The organism is Clostridium sp. MSJ-8 (assembly GCF_018918325.1).
Classification (GTDB): domain Bacteria; phylum Bacillota; class Clostridia; order Clostridiales; family Clostridiaceae; genus Clostridium.
Genome location: NZ_JAHLQH010000043.1, coordinates 15293 through 41816, shown reverse-complemented (window position 1 = coordinate 41816; position 26524 = coordinate 15293). Strand labels below are relative to the sequence as shown.

At 29.6% G+C, this 26524-nt stretch carries 25 protein-coding genes and 2 pseudogenes; all 27 read left to right on the top strand.

The annotated features are described in order from the left end of the window. Nucleotides 1–14: 14 nt before the first annotated feature. The 27 genes and pseudogenes from KQI77_RS09720 (at nucleotide 15) to KQI77_RS09590 (ending at nucleotide 26523) form a co-directional block, all read left to right on the top strand. Nucleotides 15–2369 carry a glycosyltransferase gene (locus KQI77_RS09720; RefSeq protein WP_216390236.1) on the top strand — a complete coding sequence of 785 codons (2355 nt, stop codon included), beginning with the start codon at nucleotides 15–17 and terminating at the stop codon, nucleotides 2367–2369. 149 nt (nucleotides 2370–2518) lie between these two features. After that, nucleotides 2519–3711, top strand: a pseudogene (gene fliB, locus KQI77_RS09710) (flagellin lysine-N-methylase). A gap of 129 nt (nucleotides 3712–3840) precedes the next feature. Beyond that, on the top strand, nucleotides 3841–5322 hold the full coding sequence (locus KQI77_RS09705; protein WP_216390233.1) for a glycosyltransferase: 1482 nt from the start codon (nucleotides 3841–3843) through the stop codon (nucleotides 5320–5322). A gap of 219 nt (nucleotides 5323–5541) precedes the next feature. Then, nucleotides 5542–5949, top strand: coding sequence for a flagellar basal body rod protein FlgB (gene flgB / locus KQI77_RS09700; RefSeq protein ID WP_216390232.1), 408 nt, complete (start codon nucleotides 5542–5544; stop codon nucleotides 5947–5949). A 30-nt stretch (nucleotides 5950–5979) separates the two neighbouring features. Then, nucleotides 5980–6384 (top strand): flagellar basal body rod protein FlgC, encoded by a 405-nt coding sequence (flgC, locus tag KQI77_RS09695; protein ID WP_216390231.1) that lies wholly within the window; start codon nucleotides 5980–5982, stop codon nucleotides 6382–6384. Nucleotides 6385–6398: 14 nt separating this feature from the next. Beyond that, nucleotides 6399–6719, top strand: coding sequence for a flagellar hook-basal body complex protein FliE (gene fliE / locus KQI77_RS09690; protein ID WP_216390230.1), 321 nt, complete (start codon nucleotides 6399–6401; stop codon nucleotides 6717–6719). Between the two features lie 18 nt (nucleotides 6720–6737). Further along, on the top strand, nucleotides 6738–8315 hold the full coding sequence (gene fliF, locus KQI77_RS09685; RefSeq protein WP_216390229.1) for a flagellar basal-body MS-ring/collar protein FliF: 1578 nt from the start codon (nucleotides 6738–6740) through the stop codon (nucleotides 8313–8315). A 6-nt stretch (nucleotides 8316–8321) separates the two neighbouring features. Next, a complete protein-coding gene (gene fliG / locus KQI77_RS09680) occupies nucleotides 8322–9350 on the top strand; it encodes a flagellar motor switch protein FliG (RefSeq protein ID WP_216390228.1) in 1029 nt (342 codons plus the stop codon). Then, nucleotides 9334–10104 carry a FliH/SctL family protein gene (locus KQI77_RS09675; protein WP_216390227.1) on the top strand — a complete coding sequence of 257 codons (771 nt, stop codon included), beginning with the start codon at nucleotides 9334–9336 and terminating at the stop codon, nucleotides 10102–10104. The genes fliG and KQI77_RS09675 overlap by 17 nt, the downstream gene beginning before the upstream one ends. A 12-nt stretch (nucleotides 10105–10116) precedes the next feature. Then, a complete protein-coding gene (gene fliI, locus KQI77_RS09670) occupies nucleotides 10117–11421 on the top strand; it encodes a flagellar protein export ATPase FliI (RefSeq protein ID WP_216390226.1) in 1305 nt (434 codons plus the stop codon). Nucleotides 11422–11446: 25 nt separating this feature from the next. After that, nucleotides 11447–11890, top strand: a complete 444-nt coding sequence (locus tag KQI77_RS09665; RefSeq protein ID WP_216390225.1) for a flagellar export protein FliJ — start codon at nucleotides 11447–11449, stop codon at nucleotides 11888–11890. Nucleotides 11891–11893: 3 nt separating this feature from the next. Further along, nucleotides 11894–13561, top strand: a complete 1668-nt coding sequence (locus KQI77_RS09660; protein ID WP_216390224.1) for a flagellar hook-length control protein FliK — start codon at nucleotides 11894–11896, stop codon at nucleotides 13559–13561. A 14-nt stretch (nucleotides 13562–13575) separates the two neighbouring features. Further along, on the top strand, nucleotides 13576–14253 hold the full coding sequence (locus KQI77_RS09655; RefSeq protein ID WP_216390223.1) for a flagellar hook assembly protein FlgD: 678 nt from the start codon (nucleotides 13576–13578) through the stop codon (nucleotides 14251–14253). Between the two features lie 42 nt (nucleotides 14254–14295). Further along, a complete protein-coding gene (locus KQI77_RS09650) occupies nucleotides 14296–14685 on the top strand; it encodes a TIGR02530 family flagellar biosynthesis protein (RefSeq protein WP_216390222.1) in 390 nt (129 codons plus the stop codon). An 85-nt stretch (nucleotides 14686–14770) separates the two neighbouring features. Further along, nucleotides 14771–15079, top strand: a pseudogene (locus tag KQI77_RS13290) (flagellar hook-basal body complex protein); the annotation flags it as partial. A gap of 180 nt (nucleotides 15080–15259) precedes the next feature. Beyond that, nucleotides 15260–16759 carry a flagellar hook-basal body complex protein gene (locus KQI77_RS09645; RefSeq protein ID WP_367397298.1) on the top strand — a complete coding sequence of 500 codons (1500 nt, stop codon included), beginning with the start codon at nucleotides 15260–15262 and terminating at the stop codon, nucleotides 16757–16759. 84 nt (nucleotides 16760–16843) lie between these two features. Beyond that, nucleotides 16844–17035: a flagellar FlbD family protein gene (locus KQI77_RS09640; protein ID WP_216390220.1), complete on the top strand. Its 192-nt coding sequence runs from the start codon at nucleotides 16844–16846 to the stop codon at nucleotides 17033–17035. 11 nt (nucleotides 17036–17046) lie between these two features. Next, entirely contained in the window at nucleotides 17047–17850 is an 804-nt protein-coding gene (locus KQI77_RS09635; protein WP_216390219.1) for a motility protein A, read from the top strand. A gap of 3 nt (nucleotides 17851–17853) precedes the next feature. After that, nucleotides 17854–18594, top strand: coding sequence for a flagellar motor protein MotB (locus KQI77_RS09630; RefSeq protein WP_216390218.1), 741 nt, complete (start codon nucleotides 17854–17856; stop codon nucleotides 18592–18594). Beyond that, entirely contained in the window at nucleotides 18594–19076 is a 483-nt protein-coding gene (gene fliL, locus KQI77_RS09625) for a flagellar basal body-associated protein FliL (RefSeq protein WP_216390217.1), read from the top strand. Before KQI77_RS09630 ends, fliL begins: the two co-directional genes overlap by 1 nt. 12 nt (nucleotides 19077–19088) lie before the next feature. Beyond that, complete coding sequence (locus KQI77_RS09620) at nucleotides 19089–19490, top strand: flagellar biosynthetic protein FliO (protein WP_216390216.1); 402 nt, start codon at nucleotides 19089–19091, stop codon at nucleotides 19488–19490. Next, the gene (gene fliP, locus KQI77_RS09615) at nucleotides 19459–20247 is read left to right on the top strand and encodes a flagellar type III secretion system pore protein FliP (protein WP_216390215.1); all 789 of its coding nucleotides are present in this window, start codon (nucleotides 19459–19461) and stop codon (nucleotides 20245–20247) included. Before KQI77_RS09620 ends, fliP begins: the two co-directional genes overlap by 32 nt. Before the next feature lie 20 nt (nucleotides 20248–20267). Beyond that, entirely contained in the window at nucleotides 20268–20537 is a 270-nt protein-coding gene (gene fliQ / locus KQI77_RS09610; RefSeq protein WP_216390214.1) for a flagellar biosynthesis protein FliQ, read from the top strand. A 10-nt stretch (nucleotides 20538–20547) separates the two neighbouring features. After that, nucleotides 20548–22389, top strand: coding sequence for a fused FliR family export protein/FlhB family type III secretion system protein (locus tag KQI77_RS09605; protein WP_216390213.1), 1842 nt, complete (start codon nucleotides 20548–20550; stop codon nucleotides 22387–22389). Between the two features lie 38 nt (nucleotides 22390–22427). Then, nucleotides 22428–24497 (top strand): flagellar biosynthesis protein FlhA, encoded by a 2070-nt coding sequence (gene flhA, locus KQI77_RS09600; protein ID WP_253289421.1) that lies wholly within the window; start codon nucleotides 22428–22430, stop codon nucleotides 24495–24497. Next, nucleotides 24497–25645 (top strand): flagellar biosynthesis protein FlhF, encoded by a 1149-nt coding sequence (gene flhF, locus KQI77_RS09595; RefSeq protein ID WP_216390211.1) that lies wholly within the window; start codon nucleotides 24497–24499, stop codon nucleotides 25643–25645. The genes flhA and flhF overlap by 1 nt, the downstream gene beginning before the upstream one ends. Then, a complete protein-coding gene (locus KQI77_RS09590; protein ID WP_216390210.1) occupies nucleotides 25639–26523 on the top strand; it encodes a MinD/ParA family protein in 885 nt (294 codons plus the stop codon). Before flhF ends, KQI77_RS09590 begins: the two co-directional genes overlap by 7 nt. The last annotated feature ends 1 nt before the right edge of the window (nucleotide 26524 follow it).

Sequence of the window (26524 nt, the reverse complement as noted above, 5' to 3'; positions counted from 1 at the left end):
TTAAGGAGAATTAAATGGAAGAAAAAAAATACTTTTTAAAGTTAGAAGAAATAGATAATGAAATTAATAAAAATAATTTTAAAGAAGCAGAAGAGAAGTTAGAACAATTATACATGATAAAACCTGTGAGATTGCAATGGTTTATTTTAAAGGCAAGATTAATTTATAAGACTAAAAAAGATTATGGTGAAATATGGAATATTTTAAGTGAAAAAGGTTGGGGGGTATATAATTACAATTCTGTAAGTGATTACATGAGATTATATTCAAAAATTAATTCTATATATTATGATTATTCTGATTCTTATAGAAATAGAATAACTGCTGCATATTTAGAATGTAGTGAAGAAGAAAAAATAGAATGTGAAAAAGTAATAGATGAAAACATTAAAAGATTAGATGATAATGAAAATAAATTTTTAGATGGTGCTGATTCAAAACAAATTTTAAAGCATTTGTTAGAAATTCAAGATTGTTCGTTAATTTTTGAAAATAAAATATTATATTTGTTGATTATGTTTTTGTTGGATAAAATGGGTGTAGCTGATTATGATAAATACAATTATTCTACAACTCATAGAGAGTGGATTATAAATATGCTTAATGTTGGATATTTAAAAGAAATGTTAGAAAGTGAAGATAGAGAAACATTTATATTAGTTATAGATGGCAATGTTAAAGATTATGAAGTAGCTGCTCATATTATTAATAAATTTAACAAACAAGTTTTTATAATAAATAATCCTATAGAAGCTAAAGTAAATGAAAAGATAAATATAAAAGATACTGTTAATGTTAGTATTGAGAATAGTGAAGAGTATTATGAAGGCATAAAATTAATCAATCCTATTAAGTTAGTTAAAGATGGAGAGGTTATAGGAGATAATATAGATTATGTTATAGATTATATTTGTAAGAATTATACAAAAGATGATTTAGCAACAGTAATTACTAGTGGAAAACTTATTGATGAGTTATCCTTAAGACCACAAATGAAAAAGAGATTAGGGCGATTATCACAATTTGAAGCTGAATATAGAGAAGAAAATATGGCCTTTGGATGGGTAGGTAATTATTTATCATATATAAGTAGAATATATTGCCTTGATGTAGAAAAGGAAATAAATAAACCTTCAGAATGTAAATTTTCTATAGTTATTCCAGCTAGAAATTCTTCTTATACATTAAAAGAAACAATAAAAACATGTTTAAATCAAAGATATCAGGGAAGTTATGAAATAGTAATAAGTGATAATTCTACTAATGGTAATACTGAAGTTTATGAATTATGTAGAGAAATAAATGATCCAAGAATTAAATATTATAAAACTCCTAGAAACTTACATCTTTCAAAGAGTTTTGAATTTGTATATTTAAAAGCAAAAGGTGAGTTTATTATATCGATAGGCTCTGATGATGCACTACTTCCATGGGGATTAAAGGTTATTGATGAAGTAATAAATAAGTATCCTAAAGAGGATTTAATACAGTGGGAAAGAGGATTTTATGCATGGCCTGGATTTAATGGAGGACAAGAAAATGAATTATTTGTTCCAAGAGAGTATAAAAAAGGTGAGTATGAGTTTTATGAGGTTGAGAGGGAAGAATATTTAGCCAAAGTATTAAATAATCCTCAAGAAATGTATAGTTTACCTATGCTTTATATTAATTCTGGATTTAAGAGGAGTTATATAAAGAAAATATATAAACAAACTGGTAGGTTATGGGATGGAATATGTCAGGACATATATATGGGAGTAATTAATGTTGGTATAAATAAAGAAATATTAAATATTAAATATCCTATAACAATTGCAGGAATGAGTAGTAGTTCCATTGGTTATCTAGCAAATAAAGCTATAGAAGATGTAAGCAAAGCTAAAAATGATGCTGTAGAAGTAGAAAGAACCAATAATATAGGAGGCTTTTCAATGTCATATATAGAAAGACTTATGCCTCAACTTGGAACTGATGTGAGTTCGTTATATAATAGTTTATTAAGAACAGTAGCTAGAGGAATATTTCCAATAGAGTATATAGATAATCTTTTTGATTTTAAGAAAATGTTTATAGAATGTTATAGGTTACTTGATGTTAGAGATGTTTATTATGATAAAAAGATACATTATATGAGATATACAGCATCACTACATGGAGAGGAATTTTTAAAGTGGTTTGATGATACTATTTACAAAGAGGCATTAATTCCAAGGGTTATAGATGAAGAAAAGATTAATAGTGTTAGTAAGAAAAAAACATATAGTGAAGGCAAAACAGAATTAGGTGGCATAATATTAGATGCTTCTAAATACAATGTATCTAATATTTATGAAGCATCAAAACTATTTGAAAAGATAACAAATTTATAATATAAACAAATTATGGATAATCATTAATGAAATGACTATAAAAAGTTAAATTATTATATGATTATCCTGTTTTAATTATATTAACGTTGTGGAGATGATGATCTATTAAATAGCTAAGTAAAATATAAGTGTTTTAAAAGGAGAAAAATATGGAAAGCTTATATAGGGTTTTAAAACCAAGTTATTATGATGATTTTAAATGTGTTGGGGGTAAATGTGAGAACACATGTTGTAAGGGGTGGATTATTCCAATAGATGAGGTTAGTTATAAAAGATATAAAAGTGTTAGAGGAAAATATGGGGAAAAATTAAAGGATTCAATAATAATTAATAATAGTAATAATAAAAGTGATACATGGTATGCTGAATTTAAACTAAATGAAGATGGAAAATGTTCACTTCTAACAGAGAATGGATTATGCAGCATATATAATGAATTAGGAGAAAAAATATGTGCATAACGTGTAAAAAATATCCAAGATTAATAAAAAAATATAATAATCTTTGTGAAAAGAATTTGGTTATGTTATGCCCAGAAGTTGCTAGATTGTTATGTGAGCATAGAGATCCATTGGATTTTGTGCTAAGTGAAGAAGAATTAAACGATTGGGAATTGCTTGTTAAAAAAGATTATGTTGATAAAGAAATATATGACTTATTTTTTGAAGTGAGAAGTTTTTATATAGATATAATACAGTATAGAGATATATCTCTATGGAAGAGGCTATATTTTGTATTAAGAATGCAAGATGAAGTGAAGAAGCTATTTGAATCAAAAAATAATAAAGGCATAGAAAATATTATACAGCGAACTAAACAGGAAATAGATTCTGAAGAATTGCTTAAAGAGTTAGATAAAATAGAACAAATATCCCAAGTATCACATGTAAAAATAAGAGTTTTAAGTTTATGTATATTAAATGATATTTCAAAAAAAGAATTAAATGAAAGTTATGAGATATTAAGTGATTTTATAGGAGAAGAGGAAATAGAAACAGTAAATTGTCGTTGGGTAAATATAGACAATGAATATAATGAAAAATATAAAATGTATGACTATATATATGAAAATTATATTGTATATTATTTATACGAAAATTACTTTAAATCAGATAAGGATAATATTATAGGGGGATTAATAATAAGTTATATGTTGTTGAAAGCAATGAATTTATTAAAATATATAAAATATGGGAAAATAGATATAAATGATATAAAAGAAAACATATATAATTTGTCTAGGTTAGTTGATAATTCAAAGGAATATTTTAATGAAATAATAAGGAAACTAGGAGAGAGAGGTTTGTGGACTAAGGAATATTTACTTATACTTATGAGATAAATAAAGTTTTGGATTATTGTACGTTGAATAATAAGTGGAGTTGAAATCCTGAAAGCTCTTATAAATTAAGGCTTGCAGGATTTTTATGCTTTGAAATTATAACTAATAACTAGGAATGAGATGATAATAATGGCAAAAAGAAATAATAATATTAATGATTCGAAAATTATACAACAAGCTTTATCAAATATAAAAGAAGAATTAAAAAACAATCCAACATTCAGCAAGATATATTATGATATGGGTGAATTCTACAAGTCTATATCAGAATATAACAGAGCTTATCTATGTTATGAGCAAGCATTGTATTTATGTAAGGATGAAGAAGATAAATTATACATAAATAATAAGATGAATAATTTGAAGAAAAATTATAATATTGAAGTTAAGCCACTATCTTTTATCATATTAACTTATAATAATTTAGAATATACACAGAATTGTGTGGATAGTATTAGAGAAAATGTTAATAAATCTACATATGAAATAATAGTTGTAGATAATAATTCTACAGATGGAACTTCTGAGTGGTTAAGAGAGCAGCAAGATATACGATGTATATTTAATGAGGATAATAAAGGATTTCCTAAAGGGTGTAATCAAGGAATAGAAATAGCTTCTAAGAATAATGATATTTTTTTACTTAATAATGACACTATTATTAAACCTAATTCTATATTTAATATGAGAATGGGATTATATTCATCAGAAGAGATAGGAGCAACAGGTGCAGTGAGTAATAATGTACCATATTTTCAGACTGTAGATTTAAGTGCGGATACAATGGAAGAATATGAACATAATATATTAGTCAATAATATTACAGATGAGAATTCTTATGAAGAAAGGACCAAACTTATTGGCTTTGCCATGTTAATTAAGAGAAATGTGTTAGACAAAGTTGGATTATTAGATGAGAGATTTACACCTGGTAATTATGAAGATGATGATATAAGTGTAAGGATAATAGCAGAGGGATATAAGCTACTTTTATGTAAGGATTCATTTATATATCATTATGGTGGGATGTCTTTTAGAGATAACCTAGAGCAATATTATAATTTATTATGTAGAAATAATATTAAATTTATAGAAAAATGGGATTTTAAAAGTTCTCGAGCAATGATGTTATATAGGTATGACAAGGAATTAGTTGAAGAATCTGATAAGAATATATTAGAAATTGACTGTGGGATAGGGAGCAACCTTGTTTATATAAGGAATAAATTACATAATGCTAATTATTTTGGAATTGAAGAAAATGAGAGTTTACATTTCCTATTGAAGAAGTTAGGTATAAAGTGTATTGATACATATAAAAATGATATATATAAGAATTATTTTGATTGTATCATAGTTAATAATTATGAAATACTAGAAGATAATGAATTTATAAGTGAAATACATAAGTATTTAAATATTGAATCTGGAAGGCTTATAGTTAATTTAGATGCATACTATCTAGATGTTGAATATTTTGATATATCTGATATAAAACATATTCAAAATAAGTTATTAAAGAATAAATTAGAATTAAAAAATATATATAAGGTTAATGATGGAGATAAAATATATAGTGTTAATATGTCTTTCGAATATATAACGAGATAAAAAGTTACCAAACACCATGTAAAATCGTTAAGATTCTACATGGTGTTTATCTTTATAGTCAAAAATTAATAGAATGTGTCACAAATATTAACTTTGTATTAACAATGGTCGTATGGTGTCTCAAAACCTAGAAAATGCCAAGAACTTAAATTATAATAAAATATATATGAAAATATTTGTGATTATAATTATAGATTTTATTGATTATGGAGGTGTGTTATGTCAGTTTCATCAATATTAGGAACTAATTCTAGTACATATAATTTATTAAAACAAGGGATAAAAGCTACTGATTTAAGAGGTGAAGTAATAGCTAATAATATGGCAAATGTTAATACCAAGAATTATAAGAAGTTTTCAGTAGTGTTTGAAGAAAACTTAAAAGGAAATTCAGATGGAGAATTAGGACTAACTACTAATAATGATAGGCATATTTCTACATCAGGAGGAAAAGCTGGTGAGATATCAGTTAAGAAAGATACAAGTACAAGTATGAGATCAGATGGTAACAATGTGGATTTAGATGTTGAGAAGGTTAACCAAGCGGCTAATACAATTAAGTATAATGGCTTAGTTCAACTTGCAAGTGCAAGAATTAGCAATACAAGTTATGTTATAACACAATAGTGTTAGTTAGATGAATGGAGGTATAGAGAAATGGGAATGTTTTCAGCACTTAGAATAGGTGCAAGTGGGTTGTCAGCAGAGAGATTGAGAATGGATACGATAACTTCTAATATGGCGAATGCACAGACTACAAGAACAGAAAGTGGCGGACCATATACAAGAAAGATAGCTGTATTCAAGGAAGCATATGATGCAGCCAATAAATTTAATGGCGTTACAGCTACTGCGATAGAAGATGATGAATCAGATTATAGAAAAGTATATGATCCTAGTCATGTAGATGCGGATGAGGATGGATATGTAACATATCCTAATGTAAATATATTAAATGAAATGGCAGATATGATAGCTTCATCAAGGGCATATGAAGCTATAGCAGATACAATAGATGCTTCGAAATCTATGTATTCTAAAGCATTAGAAATTGGCAAGTAAGAGAGGGTTTTGGTATGGAGATTAATAATAGTTATGTACCTAGTTTAGAGATATTTGAGAGTGCTTTTGGTAATAATACAGATAAAGTAAATGGAACTTCAGATTCAAGTAGTACTAGTTTTTCAGATGTTTTAACTAATGCACTTAATTCAGTTAATGATAAACAAGTTGCAGCAGAAAATGCTTCAGATGCTTATGTAAGAGGTGATGAAGATACTGATATTGCAAGTGTAATGCTAGCTTCTTCAGAAGCGAAGATATCTTTGCAATTAGCAGTTCAAGTTAGAAATAAGTTATTAAGTGCATATGATGAGATAATGAAGATGTCACTATAAGGGTAAGGAGTGCAATCAATGGAAAAGCTTTCAGCGTTCTTTAAAAAGCTTTGGGAAAAATTTAAAGCTTTTAGTAAGATTATAAGAATAACAATAATAGTAGCAATAGTGGCCGTCTTAGTAGCAATAGTTATTGCAATTGCAAGTGCATCAAAGGTTAAATACGCAACATTATTTTATGATTTAGATAGTGCTGATGCACAGACAGTAATGGCGTCACTAGATGAACAATCAGTAGCATACAAGGTAGAAGGTGGAGATATATTGGTAGATGCTACTCAAGTTGATAAACTTAGACTAAGTTTAGCATCTAATCTATCATCATCTAGTAAGGGATATGAACTTATGGATAATAGTAGTTCCTTTGGTATGACTGATGAAGAATTTCAGATATATAAGATTAGAATGATTCAAGGGGAACTAGAGAGAAGTATTAAGACTCTAGATGTTATCAAGAATTGTAAAGTAATGATAACACCAGCACAAGATTCGGTTTTTGTACAGTCAGCAACTGAAGGAAATGCATCTATAGTAGTCGAACTTAATCCAGGTGTTAAATTAAGTCAAGAAAATGTACAAGCTATAGTGGCAATGGTATCAATGGGAACAGAAAATATACCTAAAGAAAATATAGCTGTAGTAGATACGAATGGAAATCTATTAACTAAAGATTCTGCAAACAGTAGTAGTACAGATGGAAGTAATACAGTAACTTCAGAAACTATAACATCACAATATGATCAAGAGAAGAACTATGAAGATAAAATAGCAAAGAAGGTTGTTGATTTATTAGAACCTATAGTTGGGCCAAACAATGTACAAGCCCAAGTTAATGCAGATTTGGATTTTGATTCTAAGAAGATTTCTGAATATGATATAGATCCAAATGATGTTCTTATTAGTCAAGAAACAGAAAACTCATATAATTCAGCTAATTCTGGAGATACTACATCAGAGAGTCCAGTTGATAATAATATGAGTAATACAATTCAAGATTCAAATGGAGATAAATCATCTTCAAGTACGGAGCATCAGATTAACAACTATGATCATAGTAATAAGAAAACAGAAACAGTTAAGGCTCCAGGAGAAGTAAGAAGACTTACAGTTTCAGTATTTATAAATGGAAAGTTAGATCAAGAAACTCAAAAAGCATTTGAAGATGCTATTAAGGCAGCTACAGGTTATGATGCAACAAGACAAGATAGTATATCAGTAGTTGGAATGAATTTCGACACAACTGTAGATGATCAAACTCAAGCACAAATAGATAAGTACAATGCAGCTCAAAAGGCAGCAGAAAGAAATAAATTAATCAAGTATATAGTACTTGGAGTAGTTGCATTATTAATAATAGGTACTGTAATAGTAATAGTACTTAAGAAGAGAAACTCAGACGAAGAAGAACAAGAGGAAGAGAATATATTAGATGTTGTTGTTGGTGATGATACTGAACCAGTAGAATATGAACCAATTGACTTTAAGCAAGATAATGAAAAGACTCATATAGAAAATGAAATTAAGAAATATGCAACAGAAAAACCAGACCAAGTAGCAGAAATAGTTAAATCTTGGTTAAATGATAGTGAGAGGTGATGAGAATTGTCAAAAGAAGGTGCTAATTCAACAGCAAAGTTAACAGGAACTCAAAAAGCGGCAGTTCTTTTCATAACACTAGGACCTGAAGCGTCTTCAGGAATATTGAAGAGACTACCAGAAGCAGAAATACAGAAAATAACATATGAAATAGCTAATATTACTTCTGTTAATTCAGAAGTAAGACAAGCCATCTTAGATGAATTCTTACAGATAAATAAAGCTAGAGATTATATTCTAGAAGGTGGTATGGATTATGCTAAGGCATTATTATCTAAGGCATTAGGTAATCAAAGAGCAATGGAGATACTAGAAAAGGTATCAGAGGCTCAACAACAATATAGACCATTTGCAATAGCTAGAAAGGCAGAAGCATCACAATTACTAAATGTTATAAGCTATGAGAATCCTCAAACTATAGCACTTGTATTATGTTATGTTCAACCTGATAAGGCAGCACAAGTTATGGCTGAGCTTCCAGAAGAAGTTCAAAGTGAAGTGGCATTTAGAATTGCTACTATGGATACAACATCACCTATGGTAATAAAGGAAATAGAAAAGGTTCTAGAGAGTAAATTATCTTCAGTTGTTAGAACAGAAACTACAACTATAGGTGGAGTTCAATCCTTAGTAGATATACTTAATCAAGTTGATAGAACAACTGAAAAGAATATTACAGAGAGCTTAGAGAGAGAAGATGCAGAGCTTGCTGACAAGGTTAAGAGTTCTATGTTCGTATTCGAAGATATTATTACTCTTGATGATATCTCTATTCAAAGAATTCTTAGAGAAGTTGAAGCTAAGGAACTTGCACTTGCTCTTAAGGGATGTTCTGAAGAAGTTGCAGAAGCTATTTACAGAAACCAATCAAAGAGAGCTGCTGCTTCATTGAAGGAAGATATGGAATTCTTAGGACCAGTAAGACTTATGGATGTAGAAAAATCTCAACAGAAGATTGTATCTATTATAAGAAGATTAGACGAAGCTGGAGAAATAATTATATCAAGAGGTGGAGAAGATGCACTTATCGTATAATGTTATAAAAGAAAACAGGGTATTAGATAAAGATGTAAAAACTATATCCACTGATATCAATCTTAAGCTAGATGAAGATGTTAAGAACGTTCACGGAGAAACAGGTATAACCTATGATGAGGCTAGGAATTATATAAACAATTATGAGAAAATAGGTAGAGAAATAATAGAAGATGCCAAGAAAAAGAAAAATGAGTATATCATAGAAATGACTGAGAAGGGTAAGGACATAGAGAAGGAAGCATACAATAAAGGATATGATCAAGGATTAAAAAATGGTAGAGAAGATGGTAAAAAAGAAGCATTTGAAAAGGCAATTCCAGATGCTAGACAAGAAGCACAGCATATTATAGATGAGGCAGAAGATATATTAAAGTCAGCTAAGATTGAATATGATAAATTTCTAGATGATAAAAGACAAGAGATAATAAATATGACATTAGATATTGCATATCAAGTGCTAAAAAGAGAAGTACAAGATGTAGATTCACTTAATGGGTTAATAGATGAAGCTATAAAATTATCTAAAGGCGCTGAAAATGTAATAATAAAATGTAATCCTAAGTACAAAGAAGAACTAGAAGGACATAAGGAAATGTGGAAAACATTAAGTAACATTGAAGGTGAAATATTCATTCTACCAGATGTAAATATGGAACTTGGAAGTGCAATTGTTGAAAAGAGTACTGGAAAAGTAGAAGTTGGTATTGATCTAGGATTAGACAGAATAAAGGAAGCGCTTAGTTCGATGTAAGAGGTAACTATTATGGTAATTAATTTTGATGCACTAGAAAAAAAGATAACAGAAACCAATACTATTTATAGTGAAGGTGTAGTAAGAAAGGTAATTGGGTTAACAGTTGAAGTACAAGGAATAAGAGCTTTTGTTGGTGAATTGTGTTATGTGTATAACCAAAGTGGTAAGAAGATAGATTGTGAAGTCGTAGGATTTAGAGATGATTTTGTAATATTAATGCCACTAGGACAGTTAACAGGAATAGCACCAGGCTGTAAGGTAATTCCACAAAATAGACCATTATCAGTAAATTGTTCAGATGATCTTCTAGGTAAGGTTTTAGATGGATTAGGTCGTGAATTCAATACAGATATAGAACTTACAGGAACACCTTATCCACTTGAAAATCAACCACCAGATCCAATGACTAGAAGAAGAATAGAAGATGTTATGCCAACAGGTGTTAGAGCAATAGATGGATTTCTTACAGTAGGAGAAGGACAAAGAATAGGTATATTTGCAGGTTCAGGTGTTGGTAAGAGTACTACATTAGGTATGATAGCAAGAGAAGCAAGGGCTGATATAAATGTTATAGCTCTTATAGGAGAAAGAGGTAGAGAGGTTCGTGAGTTCATAGAGAAGGACTTAGGACCAGAAGGTATGAAGAGATCTGTAGTTGTTTGTGCAACATCAGATAAACCAGCACTTATAAGAATGAAGGGAGCTCTTACAGCAACTGCTATAGCTGAATATTTCAGAGATAAAGGTAAAAAAGTAATACTTATGATGGATTCAGTAACTAGATTTGCAATGGCTCAGAGAGAGATAGGATTAGCTATAGGAGAACCTCCTGCAACAAAAGGATATACTCCTTCAGTTTATGCAAAGATGCCAGAGCTTATGGAAAGGTCAGGAATGTCTGATAAAGGATCAATAACAGCCTTCTATACTGTGCTTGTTGATGGTGATGACTTCAATGAACCTATAGCTGATGCTGTTAGAGGTATATTAGATGGACACATAGTTTTATCTAGAGATTTAGCTCATAAGAATCATTATCCAGCTATAGATGTGCTTAATAGTGTTAGTAGACTTATGTCTTCAATAGCAAGTGATAAGCATAAGGAAGCAGCATCGTTTGCAAGAGATTTATTAGCTACTTATAGAGATTCAGAAGACTTAATAAATATTGGAGCTTATGTTAAGGGTAGTAACAAGAAGATTGATTTAGCTATAAGTTATTATGACAAAATAGACGAATTCTTAAAACAAAAGGTTGATGAAAAAGCAAATTTTGATGAAAGTATCAATAATTTAATTACAATGTTTGAATAGAAGAAAGTTTATGAGGTGAGGAAATATGGCTAATGGGTATAAGTTCTCTTTAGAAAAACTTTTAGAGATACGTCAAGATAAAGAAGAAGAGAGCAAGAGATTATTTACAGAAAGTAAAAAAGAAAAAATAAAGACAGAAGAAGAGTTAAATAAGCTTAAGGATGATTTTGAAAAATATAGAGGAATAAGTCCAGATGAAGATGTAGTATATCAAAAGATAAAAAGAAGATATTTATTTGCATTAGAAGCTGGAATTAAAAGCAAGAAAAAAGAACTTGTTATAAAAGAAAGAGAATTAGAAAAAAGAAGAGTAGATTTAACTCAGAAACAAATTGATAGAAAGACAGTAGCTAAGCTAAAGGAAAAAGATTATAACGCATTTGTAAAGGAGCAAAATCGTATAGAACAATTAAACAATGATGAGATTGCCCTTTATGGATATATAAGAAACGCGAAAGGGGGTGAATAAAGAATGGAAATAAGAGAAATTAATAAACAAGAATTACAAAAAGAACTAGGAAGCGCTATCTTAAAATCTAAAGAAATATCATTATCTAGCGAATCATCTTTTAATAGTTATTTAGGAGATGTTGTTGATAATTTTACTAAAAAATTATCAGATCAAAAATCAGAAGAAAAAGTAACTAATAATAAATATAGCAATAGTTATATAAACGAATTTAAGACTTCAGTAGATAAGTTAAAAAGTGCATATAATAAAAATAATTCTTCAAAAACAATAGAGGATAAAGCTTATGCGAAGGAAGATACTAAAAAAGCAGTTAAGAATTTAAGTGATAAATTAGATAAAGTATCTAAAGAATTAAAAAGTGACAAAAAAGTATCTAAAGAAGATTTAAAGAAGTTAAAAGATTCTATAAAGGATATACCAAAAGAAGTTTCTTCTAGAGAAGATATATCAGAAAAAATAACTGATATAGAAAAAACAATAGAAAATATAGAAAATACTAATTCTGATATAACTATAAATATTGATAATTCTAAGGATATAGCAGATGCACTTAAAGGTATTCAAGATGGAAATCTTACAAATGAACAAGTAGTGTCAGCACTTCAGAATTTAGTTCAATTATTACAGAGCACACCAATAGAAGACTTGACAGAGATGTTAGGTAATGAAGTAGAAGGAATAAATGCTTCAGATATAATGAATTTTATAAATGGATTAGACACAACATTACAGGAATTAACTACTAATTCAAATTTAGATGTCAAACCAATATTTATGAATTTACTTAATAACAATTCTGATGCAATAGTTAAGTTAATGGAGTCTAACACATCTCAAGGTGAAGAAGTTAAGAATTTAATGAACTTATTACAAGAAGCAGGTGTTGTGACTGGTAAAGAATTAAATGAAGATATAATGAGTACTATGCAAAGTGTTATTCAAAATGAAGAAGTTAATGCAAGTTTTACACAAACAAATATTAATAATACACAGAATAATATAAATAATGCACAAATTAATGTGGATAATACACAAGTAGTTCAAGAAACTCAAGGAAATACTTCAGATGCAAGCAGTCAAAATCTAAGTCAAAGTTCAGAAGGAACTAAAGAAGATCAAATTCTTCAATCTATAATAGATGGAAAAGCTGTAAATGCTACTGATAGATTTACAATGGTTAGTTCAAATTATAGTGTAAGTAGTAATAACATAGTAACTGCAAAAGAATTAATTAATGAGGCTACAATGGCTAGAGATTTAGTTCAAAACATTAAGTTTATGTCAGCTGAAGGCATTGATAAATTAATGGTTAAGATTAATCCTAGAGAATTAGGAGAACTAGTTATAAGCTTATCAAAAGATGCAAATGGTATGAAGGCTGATATTGAAGTTACAAATAAAGAAACTTACAGAATGCTTTTACAAAACTCTGATGAGATAAAGAAGTATTTAGGTGAGCAAAATATCAAGATTGATGAAGTTAATATCTCATTAGCTAAAGACACAACTGAGCATAAGACAGATTCATCTTTAGAGCAATTCTTTGGTGAAAATAGAAATAGACATAATGATAAAAAAGAAGTTACAGCTATAGATGGAACTCAGTCAGATGATATAGAAGATGATGATGAATATTCATTACTTGGAGATTTAAACATTTTGGTATAGGAGGTTAATGTTATATGGCAACTAGTATAATAACAGATTATTCAGGCAAAAGTTATACTAATCGTGGAACAAGAATAGTAAAGTCTGGAGAAGATATGGATAAAAATGCATTTTTGCAGATATTAGCAGCAGAGTTATCTAATCAAGACCCTACACAAGATATTGATTCTACTCAATATGTATCACAATTAGCACAATTTGCTTCAATGGAACAGATGCAGAATCTTAACAATACAATGACAGATTCAGCAAATAGAAGTTTAGTTGGAAAAGGTGTTACAGTACAAGATACAGATACAAAGGGTAATAAGTATACTGGAATAGTAAAATCAGTTACTTCAGTAAATGGTAAAGGTTATATATCTATGATTGTAAATGAGAATGGAGAAAATGTTTATAAAGATTTTCCTATAGAAAATGTTGAATCTGTAGTTGAAGTGGCAGATTCTACTGAAAATAATACAATCAATATAAATGGTAATCTACAATATATGTTTGCTTCTTCATTAATAGGCAAAGATGTAAAATTCACTGAGTTAGATGATAAAGGTAATGCAAAAGATCCAGAAGTAGGAAACGTAATAGGTGCTTATAAAGAAAGCGGAGTAGTATATGTAAAAGTTAAAACTAGTTCTGGAGAAACTAAGTCAGTTACTTATGACAAAATAAATAGTGTAGGAAATGTGGATTAATTAAGCTCTAGCTGAAAGAAGTAGGCAGGGGATGATATAGAGATGGGATATAGAATAGTAAATGGACGAGCATACCCAGTAGGAAATATTGGAGAATTACAAGGCTCTAACAGTACAACAAACAAAAGATCATCTACATCAAGCAATTTTAAAGATGTACTTAATCAAAAGATACAAGAGAAAAAAAGTTATACAATATCAAAACATGCAGCCGAGAGATTAAAAGATATAGATTTTAATGAAGGCGATATAAAGAATATAGAAAAAGGGTTCGCTCTAGCAGAAGAAAAAGGGTCAAAGAATTCTGTAATGTTATACAAGGATGTAGCAATAATTGCTAGTATAGAGAACCGAACTGTTATAACAGCAGTACAGAAAGATAGAGCACAAGATAATGTATTCACTAACGTAGATAGCGTTGTGATACTATAGGCTGGACCAAGGACGGAGGCCTAAACTTGTTGAAAGATAGATACAAGTTACAAAAAAATTAGAATTTTTGGAGGTCGATTAAAAAATGTTAAGATCATTATATTCAGGTATCAGTGGTATGAAAGTAAACCAAACTAAACTAGATGTAATAGGAAATAATATTGCAAATGTTAGTACAACAGGATTTAAATCACAAAGAGCTAGATTCTCAACTACATTAAGCCAAACATCAAAAAATGCAAGTGCACCATCTATTAATCAAGGTGGTATCAATGCTAGTCAAGTAGGACTTGGTGTTCAACTTGCAAGTATAGATTCGGTTATGACAAATGGTAACTTACAATCTACAGGTAGAGCATTAGATGTAGCTATAGATCAAACTGGATATTTTGTAGTTAGTAAAGGACCTGTAGTTTCAGGTGATTCAGTTATTCAAGTAAGTCATACAGCTGGTAATCATTCAATTAGCTCATCATCATTATCTTCTTCTGGATCTTCGCTTAAGTATACAAGAGATGGGTCTTTTGTATTAGACCAAGAAGGTAATCTATTAACATCAGATGGATATAGAGTTATGGGATACTCAGTAACTAATGATGATAGTACACAAGAAGCTACAGCTCAGAGGTCAGGTAATGTTTCTGCAGCAGGATTAAACTTCGTATTTGGACCTGGATCACAACTTAATAATTATAAGGTTATATTAGGAACTATAGCAGAAGGAACAAGTACTACTGCAACAGTTGATAAAAATGCAAAAGAAATAATAGTTAATGGTGACTTCTCTACAACAAGTGCATTAACAGCAGAAGCTGTTCAAACAGCAATAAACTTAGGTTTATCAGGAGCAGGAATATCACAAACTGTATCAGTTACAGGAAGCGTTCAAGGGTATTCAAACTTAACTTCTGAGAAGGTAGTTGGAGGTAGTGAGAAGAGCGCACCAGCAACAATAGCATTTGCAGGGTATACAATAGCATTTAATGAAGGAACTCAAGGTAATGGCTATACATTTAAAACAGCTAAAAATGGTTCAACTACTGATCCTATATCATATGATGCTGCAAAAAAAGAAATTACTTTAAATCTCGATGCAATATCAAGTTTATCTAGTGAAGAACTAACAACTAAGATAAATGATAAAGTTAATGGGTTAGTTAAGAAGATAACAGGCTCATTAACATCATCAGCAACAGCAGATATGAAATCAGATGCTACAGCAGGTGGTACAGATGGTACAGTTCCAAGTGCTATAAAAGCATTTGGCGCAACATTTACATTTACATCTACTTTAGCATCCTCTATATTAAATGATTATAAAATTGTTATGGGAAAAATGTCTAGTGGCACAACTACTCAAGCTACAGTTGATACAAAGGGTAAAACAATAACTGTAGATGCAGACTTTGTATCAGGTAATCTAAATGATACAGATGTAGCAAATGCAATAAATGCAGCTTTATCTAAAAAAGGCATAACAGAAGTTAGTTTAGAGATTCCTAAAACAGAAACAAAAATTGCAAAAATATCTAATAGTGAATCAGATACAACTTATGGTGGTACACCAGTACAAAGTATATCTGGAGATGGAGAAATATATTTCGTAAGTGCTAATGCAACTGTTAATTGTTATGATGGTTCATTAAAGAGTTTAAAGATTCCTGATACTGTAAAAGTTGCAGGATCAACTGATGAATTATCAGTAGTAAGTTATACTATTCAAACTAACGGTATAATAAGTGCTGTTCTAGAAGATGGTAGTTGTGCAGCGTTAGGACAGATAGCAATGGCAACATTTAAGAACCAAGAAGGTTTAACTAGAGAATCAGGAAACCTTTTCTCTACATCAGTTAACTCTGGTGATCCTATTTTAAGATCTGGTGTTAATACTACTGGTGAAGATAATAGTTTAGGATTTGGAGATTTTGTTCAGAATTATTTAGAGATGTCAAATGTTGACCTTGCTGAACAATTTACAGATATGATAACTGCAACTAGAGCTTTCCAAGCTAGTTCAAAGATGATTAATACTGGTGATGAAATATTACAAGATATTATAAATTTAGTAAGATAAATAATTAATGTAATCAACAATAATTAGCTACGTAATTGTAGCTAATTGTTGTTGATTAAAAACTTAGAAGAGAGGGTGGAGAGAATGATTGATTTAACAGGAATGAACAATAAGTCTTTTGTTCTGAATGCTGATCATATTGAGAAGATAGAAGAAGTTCCAGAAACATTAATTACTCTGGTTAATGGTAAAAAGTATCTTGTACTAGAAAGTATAGATGAAGTAAAAGATGCAGTTATAAAGTATAAGAATAGAATATTTACTTATAAATTATAGGAGGCAGAAAAATGAAAAAAACAGATATTTTAACCATTGTTGGGTTAATAGGTGGTTTAGCACTTATACTTATGGGTATGTTAAATGAGAATGGTCTAGGAATGTTCTGGGATACATCATCAATATTTATAACAGTAGGAGGTTCCCTTGCAGCTACTATAATGACATCTTCAATGGAAGAAACTAAGAACCTTTTTTCAATTATTGCACAAAGCTTTAAAGAAATAAAGGTTTCCAATATTGATATAATCAATCAATTCTCATCTTTATCAAAAAGAGCAAGAAAAGAAGGATTATTGTCACTAGAAGAAGAAATATCTAATTTAGATGATGAATTTTTGAAGAAAGGTCTTCAGATGGTTGTTGATGGTATAGAACCTGAAACAATTAGAGAGATATTAGAACTTGAAATATCAGAAATGGAAGATAGACATGCTACTAATGCAGGTGTTGTATCTACATGGGGAGCATTTGCACCAGCTTTTGGTATGTTAGGTACATTAATAGGACTTATTCAAATGCTTGTATCTCTAGATGATGCATCTAAAATTGCAGGTGGTATGGGTAAAGCATTAATTACAACATTTTATGGTTCATTATTAGCTAACTCAATATGTAATCCTATAGCAACAAAGCTAGGAAAGAAAAATGCAAAAGAAGTTAAGAACAGAGAAATGATGTTAGAAGGTATACTAGCTATTCAATCAGGAGTTAATCCAAGAATAGTTGAAGAGAAGTTAGTTACATATTTAAATCCTAAAGATAAAGCTGCATTTTATAAAGCTAATGGAGAAAATAGTGAAGGGGTTGTATAAGGTATGGCTAAGAAAAAGAAAAAGCTTAAGTTGCCTGAGTCAAGCTGGATAGACACATATGCAGATACAATAACTCTACTTATGACATTCTTCGTTTTACTATACTCAATGAGTTCTGTTGATTCAGCAAAATTCCAACAGATATCACAAGCACTTAATTCACTTATGACAGGAAATGATGCTAAGACAATATTAGAGTATGACATATATCAAGGAGAAGTTCCTCTAATAGGTGGGGAAGAAACAACTACAACAGACAATGAAAATCAGACAGGAGAAAATGGAGAAAGTAGTACTTATGATGATGTTAAGAAGTTTGTAGATGAAAATGATTTATCATCAATTGTTTCAATAATATCTGATAAAAGAGGAGTTATAATTCAGATAAAAGATAGTATTTTATTTGAAACTGGACAAGCAGATTTAAAAGATAATTCAAAAGAAGTCTTAGATAAGATAAATGCTCTTATTGCTACTTTACCTAACAATATTATAATAGAAGGACATACAGATAATGTTCCAATTAACACTTATCAATTCCCTTCAAATTATGAGTTATCAGGTGCAAGAGCTTCAAGAGTTTTAAGATATTTTGTTGAGGAAAAAGGTCAAGATGCTTCAAGATTTGTATTCCAAGGACTTGGGGATACTGAACCTTTATATCCAAATGATTCAGAAGAGCATAAAGCTTTAAATAGAAGGGTTAACATATTAATTGTTGCAAATAATGAGGAGGGAAAATAATGGCAAAAAATAAAGTGGAAAATAACGAAAATGTAAATGAACAAGAAGCTTCTAAGGGCAAAAAAATGAATCCTATAATTATTATTGTGATTTTAGTAGTTGTACTTGGTGTAGGAGCCTTTGGTGGTGCATATCTGTTTATGCAAAAAAATAGTCAAAAGGCAAAAGTTATAGTAGAAACTAAAGTACCAATATTAGAAGATGTTACAGTTAATTTAGCAGATGGAAAAGATAGATTCTTAAAGACTACAGTGTATATATCTTATAATGAAAAGAATTCTAAACTTGGGGACGAAATAACTAGTAAGACAGTAGAAGTTCAAGATAAAGCAGTATTATTTCTTCAATCTAAAAGTTCTGATGACTTTACTAGTTCGAATGAAGAAGCATTAAAGAAAGAATTAAAGAATTCTATAAATAGCATATTAACTAAAGGTGAAATAGTAAATGTATATTTCCCAAATGGATTTTTAGTACAGTAAGGAAGTAATATAATGGATCAAGTCATAATAATATTTAGATATGTTTTTGCACTAGCTTTAGTATTTGGATTATTATTTTTGTCAGCAAAGCTTAGTAATAAGGGGTTAACTAAGTTTAATGAAAATAAATATATTAAGGTTATAGATAGAGTTCAACTTACTAAGGATAGTGCAATATGTATAATAAAGATAGGGGAAAAGGGGTTAGTTGTAATAACCAGTACAGGACATACAGAGAAGTTAGAAGAATTAACTAAAGAAGAAATAGAAAAGATTGAGAAGGAAAAAAGTAGAGGGTATGAGGAAATGTCAGCAAGTATTAATAAATACTTTGACAAATACAAAACAAAAATACATAAAATAAAGTCGAAGGAAGAGAAGAATGAAAAAATTTATAAAGAGCAAGAACTTTAAGAGAATACTTTTTCTTACTTTATTAATGATAGGTATAGTAAGTGTTGTAGCTTATGCTGCACCAACAGAAGTTGATGTTCCCAATGTTAATATATCAGTAGGTGATGGTAGTGAGAGTACTCCAAAAGATTATGTTAGTAATGTGAAGTTATTAATATTATTAACAGTATTATCATTATTGCCTTCAATATTGATAATGGTAACATCATTTACAAGAATAATTGTGGTTCTCTCTTTCTTAAAAACAGCAATAGGAGCATCACAATCAATACCTAATCAGATATTGGTAGGATTAGCGTTATTTATGACATTTTTTATAATGACACCAGTAGCAACACAAGTAAACAAAGAAGCGATAAAGCCTTATTTAAATGAGGAAATAACGCAACAAGAGGCTATAGAAAAAGGGTCAAAACCAATTAAAGCATTTATGCTTAAACAAACTAGACAGAAGGATCTACAATTATTTGTAGAAGCAGCTAATATAGATAAAAGTGAACTTACAGAAGAGAATGTTCCATTTACAGCATTAGTTCCTGCTTTTGCAATAAGTGAGCTTAAGACAGCATTTCAAATAGGTTTTTTATTGTACATACCGTTTATATTAATAGACTTAATTGTTGGTAGTATTCTTATGTCTATGGGAATGATGATGCTACCACCAGCTATGGTTTCATTACCATTTAAATTATTGTTATTTGTAATGGTAGATGGATGGAATCTGCTAGTGAAGTCTTTGATTGTCAGTTTTGGGTAAAATGAGAGGTGAAATAAGATATGACAGAAAGTTTAATATCCGGTGTACTTAAAGATGCTATAACAACAGCATTAACAGTAGCTGCACCTATGCTTATAGTAGCAGTTGTAATAGGACTTATAATTAGTATATTACAAGCAACAACTCAGATTCATGAGCAAACATTAACATTCTTGCCTAAATTAATTGGTATGGCCATTATAGGAATAATGACAGGAAGTTGGATGCTACATAAGTTAACAGCATTTACAGAAAGAATTTTTGATATAATAAGCAAAATAACTTCATAGGGGGTAGAGCATGATAGATACAGCCTACTTTCTAGCATTATTTTTTATATTTATTAGAATAACAACATTTTTATTAGCTACAAAAGTATTTTTTCCAAATGGAACACCTAAGATACTAAAAGGAGTTATAGGAATGATTCTGTCTTTTGGCGTGATTTCAGGTATAGACTATGGATCAGTTCTTAATATAGATAGTAATTATTCTTTGATTTATGGCCTTTTATGTGAAGTTTTGTGTGGTGTGACTTTGGGAATAATAGTTAATATAGTATTCCAAGTAGTCAAGATGGCTGGTGCATTTATAGATCTTCAAGTTGGATTTGCTATGATGAATGTAGTAGATCCAAATAGTTCTGAAAATACTACTATTTTGTCTAATTTAATGCACAATATAGCATTAGTTTTATTTTTTGTAGCAAATGGTCACTATGTATTAATCGGTTGTTTAATAAAAAGCTTTAGTATTGTTCCTATAGGAAAAGGAATTAATTTTTCTAATTCTTTTGAAACATTGATAGGTGCTTTTGTTAAATATTTCGAACTAGGTATAAGAATAGCATTACCAATAATACTTGTAATATTTATTGCGGAAATGTCTATGGCTCTTGTTTCTAGAACTGTTCCGCAGATTAATATATTAATTTTAGGAATTCCAATAAAGATAGTTATTGGATTAGTTACATTAACAGCTATATTACCTATATTATTAAAAACTCTTAATTATGGATTTGATGGAATAGAGAAGATACTTTATAACATACTAAAAGCATTTACAGCTTGCCCTATAGTATTTTTCTTTGCGAAAGATGATAAGACAGAAGAACCAACAAGTAAGAAATTATCTGATGCTAAGAAAAAAGGTCAGGTGGCAAGAAGTAAAGATTTACCTCTTGCAGTATCATTAGTTGCATGTACACTTCTTATTCTACTTGCAACTGGATTAATAGCTTCTACACTTAAGGATGTAATGCAATTTTATTTGAGTGATGGCTTACTAATTGATGTTACTGATTTATCATTAAAACAAATTACTCTTAATTTCATGATAAAGTCAGCAATATGCGTATTACCATTTCTAGTATCTATAAGTATTGCAGGTATGGTTGCTAGTATAGTGCAAACAGGTTTTATGTTTACATCAGAACCACTTAAGTTTAACTTAAATAAGATAAATCCTATAAATGGTTTTAAAAATCTTTTTTCTAAGAAAGCTTTATTAGATCTTGTTAAAAATCTAATTGTAGTAACAATGATAGGGTTTTTTGCTTATTCGTTTGTAAAAGAAAATTATAATTCATTACTTCAAGTTGGTAATATAAGAATTATAGAAATAGCTAAAGAAGTTAAAAGTTTAATTGTGAATTTATTCTTTAGAATATCATTATTTATGGTTATATTATCAATTATAGATTACATCTTACAGAAGAGAATATTCAAAAAAGATATGAGAATGACAAAACAAGAAGTAAAAGATGAATACAAGCAAATGGAAGGAGATCCAAAGATTAAGAGTAAGATAAGACAGAAACAAAGACAGATAGCAACTAGAAGAATGATGGAAGCTGTTCCAGATGCAACAGTAGTTATAACTAACCCTACTCATTTAGCTATAGCTATAAAGTATATCGATGGAGAGATGGAAGCTCCGAAGGTAGTAGCAAAGGGTGCTGATAATATAGCACTTAAAATAAAAGAAATAGCAAAAGAACATGATGTGCCAATTATGGAGAATAAACCTCTCGCTAGAATGATGTATGAGAAAGTTGAGATTGATGAAGAAATTCCTCAAGATATGTATCAAGCGGTAGCAGAAATTTTAGCTATGGTATTTAAATTAAAAAACAAGAAGTAACACTTGTATAAATGTGTAAAGAGAAGGATGGGATTAAATTGTTACAAGAAAGAAAGAGTCGAATAAACATAAAAGATAATCTAGATATATTTGTTGCAGTTGCCATTATAATGATTGTAATGATGATTATAATACCTCTGCCTAAAGGTGTGTTAGATTTATTATTAGCTATTAATATAACATTAGCTATAACAATTATGTTAATTACTGTATTTGCCACAAATGTATTGCAATTATCAGTATTTCCAACATTATTACTTGTTACAACATTATATAGATTAGCATTAAATATATCATCTACAAGACTTATATTAACAGAAGGTGATGCTGGTAATATAATAGATGCTTTTGGTGAATTCGTTATAGGAGGTAATTATGTTGTTGGTATAATTATTTTCCTTATCATTATGGTAATTCAGTTTATAGTAATTACAAATGGTTCTGGTAGAGTTTCAGAAGTATCAGCTAGATTTACACTTGATGCTATGCCAGGTAAACAAATGAGTATAGATGCTGATTTAAATGCAGGTCTTATTGACGAAGCAACAGCAAAGAAAAAGAGACAAGAATTGCAAGAAGAAGCAGACTTCTATGGTTCTATGGATGGTGCTTCTAAGTTCGTAAAAGGTGATGCTATAGCAGGTATAGTTATTACAATGATTAATATACTAGGTGGTATAGTAATTGGTGTGGTAATGAAAAATATGGATATAGCAGATGCGGCACAAAGATACATAAGATTAACAGTTGGTGATGGGTTAGTAGGTCAGATTCCAGCACTACTTATATCAACATCATCAGGTATATTAGTTACTCGTGCAGGTAATAGCGATAATGTAGGTAAGAATTTGGCAAAACAATTAACAGGATTCCCAGTAGCTATTGCTATAGCTAGTGGAGTTATGTTTGCATTAGCTCTTATTCCACAAATGCCTAAGGTACCATTTTTATTTGCTTCAGCAGCAACTGGATTTTTAGCTTATATGTTATTTAAAGAAAATAAAAATAAGCAGAAACTTGAGCAAGTGTTAGAGCAAGAAGAAACAATGGAAGTAGAGAGAAGAGAACCAGAAAATGTTATGAATCTTATTTCTGTTGAACCAATGGAGGTAGAAATAGGATATGGTTTAATACCACTTGCAGATGAATCATCAGGTGGTGATTTATTACAGAGAATTGCATCTGTAAGAAGACAATGTGCTATAGAGATGGGTATTGTTGTACAACCTATTAGAATAAGAGATAATCTTCAGTTAAAGACAAATGAGTATGTTATTAAAATAAGAGGAACAGTAATAGCATCTGCAGAGCTTATGGCTAATATGTTGTTATGTATGGACCCAACTGGAGAAAATTCAGATATACCTGGAATTAAAACTATAGAACCTACATTTAACCTTCCAGCTGTATGGATTAATAAAGATCAGAGAGAAGAAGCTGAAATTAAAGGATTAACAGTAGTTGATCCAACAACTGTTATGGTTACACATTTAACTGAAACTATTAAGGCACATGCATATGAATTATTAGGTAGACAAGAAGTTAAATTACTTGTTGATAACTTAAAAGAGAAGTATTCAGCTGTTGTTGAAGAATTAATACCAGATCTTCTTACAATAGGAGAATTACAGAAGGTATTACAAAATTTATTAAGAGAAAAAGTTCCTATAAAAGATCTTGTAACAATTATGGAATCACTTGCTGATAATTCTAGAAACACAAAAGATATTGAGGTTCTTACTGAATACGTAAGATATGCACTTGCAAGGACAATATGTAATCAAGTGGTTAATGAAGATAGAGCAATAACTGTAGTTACATTAGATCCTCAAATAGAACAATTAATTGCAAGTAATGTTCAAAAATCTATAAATGGATCATTCCCAGCAATAGATCCTGATGTTACAACTAATTTATTTAAGAAATTAAAAGAAACTTTAGATAGTGTTTATTTCTATAATAATCAACAAATAGTATTAGTTTCACCTAATATAAGACCAGTATTTAGAAAGTTAGTAGAGATGGCATTCCCACATTTAATGGTATTATCGCTAAATGAAATACCAAATGATGTTGAAATAAGAACAGAAGGGGTTGTGAGGTTGTAGTGGTTATAAAAAAGTATATTGCAAATAATATGAATGAAGCAATGACAAGAATAAGGCATGAACTAGGAAGAGATGCAGTAATAATAAGCCATAGAAAAATAAAGAGATCAGGAATTAAAGGATTATTTAAAGGTAAACAAATAGAAGTTACTGCAGCAATAGAGAATTATTCAAAAGATGAAAAAGATGTTAATATGCAAGATTCTATCAAGAATATGCAGAATTTCATAAGCAAAGAATTTATGAATAAGAAAAAAGAAGATAAGGTTATTACTGAATCTATTGCTACAAATAATACAGATAATAAAGTTATAAATCAAGAACAACAGAATATTGAGAATGAAATGAAGGCTATGAAGGAATTACTTAATGAAGTAATTAAAAATACAACTAAAGAAAAACCTAAAGAAGATGAACTTATTACCATACTTAAAGATTTAGATATAGATTCTGATTTTTATGATGAATTTAATGAAAAGGTAAATAGAGATAATCTAGAAGATAGTTTAAGAGAATACATAAAAAATTCTATAGAAATATCTACTGAAGAATTAAGAGGAAAAGTAGTTTTAGTAGGACCTACTGGAGTAGGTAAAACTACCACTATAGCAAAGCTTGCTGGTAGATTGGCACTTGTTGAAAAAAAGAAAGTAGGACTTATAACTATAGATACATATAGAATAGGAGCAGTTGAACAACTTAAAACTTATGCAGAGATAATGAATATAGATTTTAAGGTTGTAATTACTACCAAAGAAATGGAAACAGCAATAGAAAATATGAAAGAGTGTGATGTTATTCTTATTGATACAACTGGTAGAAGCAGTAAGAATTCTATGCAGATTTCAGAACTTAGAGCTTTTGTGGAGAGGGCAAAGCCAGATAGTATAAGTGTTGTAATAAGTGCTACAACTAAGAATAGAGATATAAAAACTATATTAGATGGATATCGAGAATTGAATTATGACAAAGTTATTATAACTAAGTTAGATGAAACTACCACCTATGGATCTTTGTACAATATTGAAAAAAGGGCAGAAAAGCCATTAAAGTTTATAACTATAGGACAAAATGTTCCAGATGATATAAAAGAGCCAACAAAGGATGATATAGTTAAATTCATATTTGGGGAGGAAGCTCTATGTTAGATCAAGCTGAAAGACTAAGAAGGATGGTTGAAGGAGATTCTATAGTTCCCGATTTAAACACAAATAATGAAGTTAAAAAGGAAGATAAGGCCAAGATAATAACAGTTACTTCAGGAAAAGGTGGAGTAGGCAAGAGTAATTTTGTTGTAAATCTTGGAATAACGTTACAAAAGCAAGGAAAGAAAGTTCTTATATTTGATGCTGATATTGGTATGGGAAATGATGATGTACTTATGGGGGTATTTCCAAAGTATTCAATGTTTGATGTTATAAAAGGAAGAGAGATAGAAGAGATAGTAGAGGAAGGACCCTATGGTATAAAGTTATTATCAGGAGGTTCTGGAATTAATCAAATAGAGGATTTAAAACAAGAAGAGAGAAAAATTTTTCTAGATAAATTAGAAAATTTAAATGGATTTGATTACATACTTATGGACACAGGAGCAGGAATAAATAGAAGTGCATTAGCATTTATAGCTTGTTCAGATGAGGTGATAGTTATAACAACACCAGAGCCTACTTCATTAACTGATGCATATAGTTTAATAAAGACAGCTGATCACTTTAAGGTTAAAGATAAAGTGAAAATAGTAGTTAATAGAGCACTTGATGAAGAAGAAGGTATGCAAACATACAATAGGTTATATAGTGTTGTTACAAAATTTTTAAATATGGACGCATCATTTTTAGGATATATATTAGATGATAGAAAACTTGTAAAAGGTGTAAGAGAACAAGTCCCTTTTTCAATAAAATATCCTAATTCAGATGCAGCAAGATGTATAGAGCTGATATCAAATAAGATACTAGAAAATAATAAAAATCAGGGTATTGGGGCAAAAGGTTTATTTAAAAAGTTATTTAAGTTATTTGCATAGG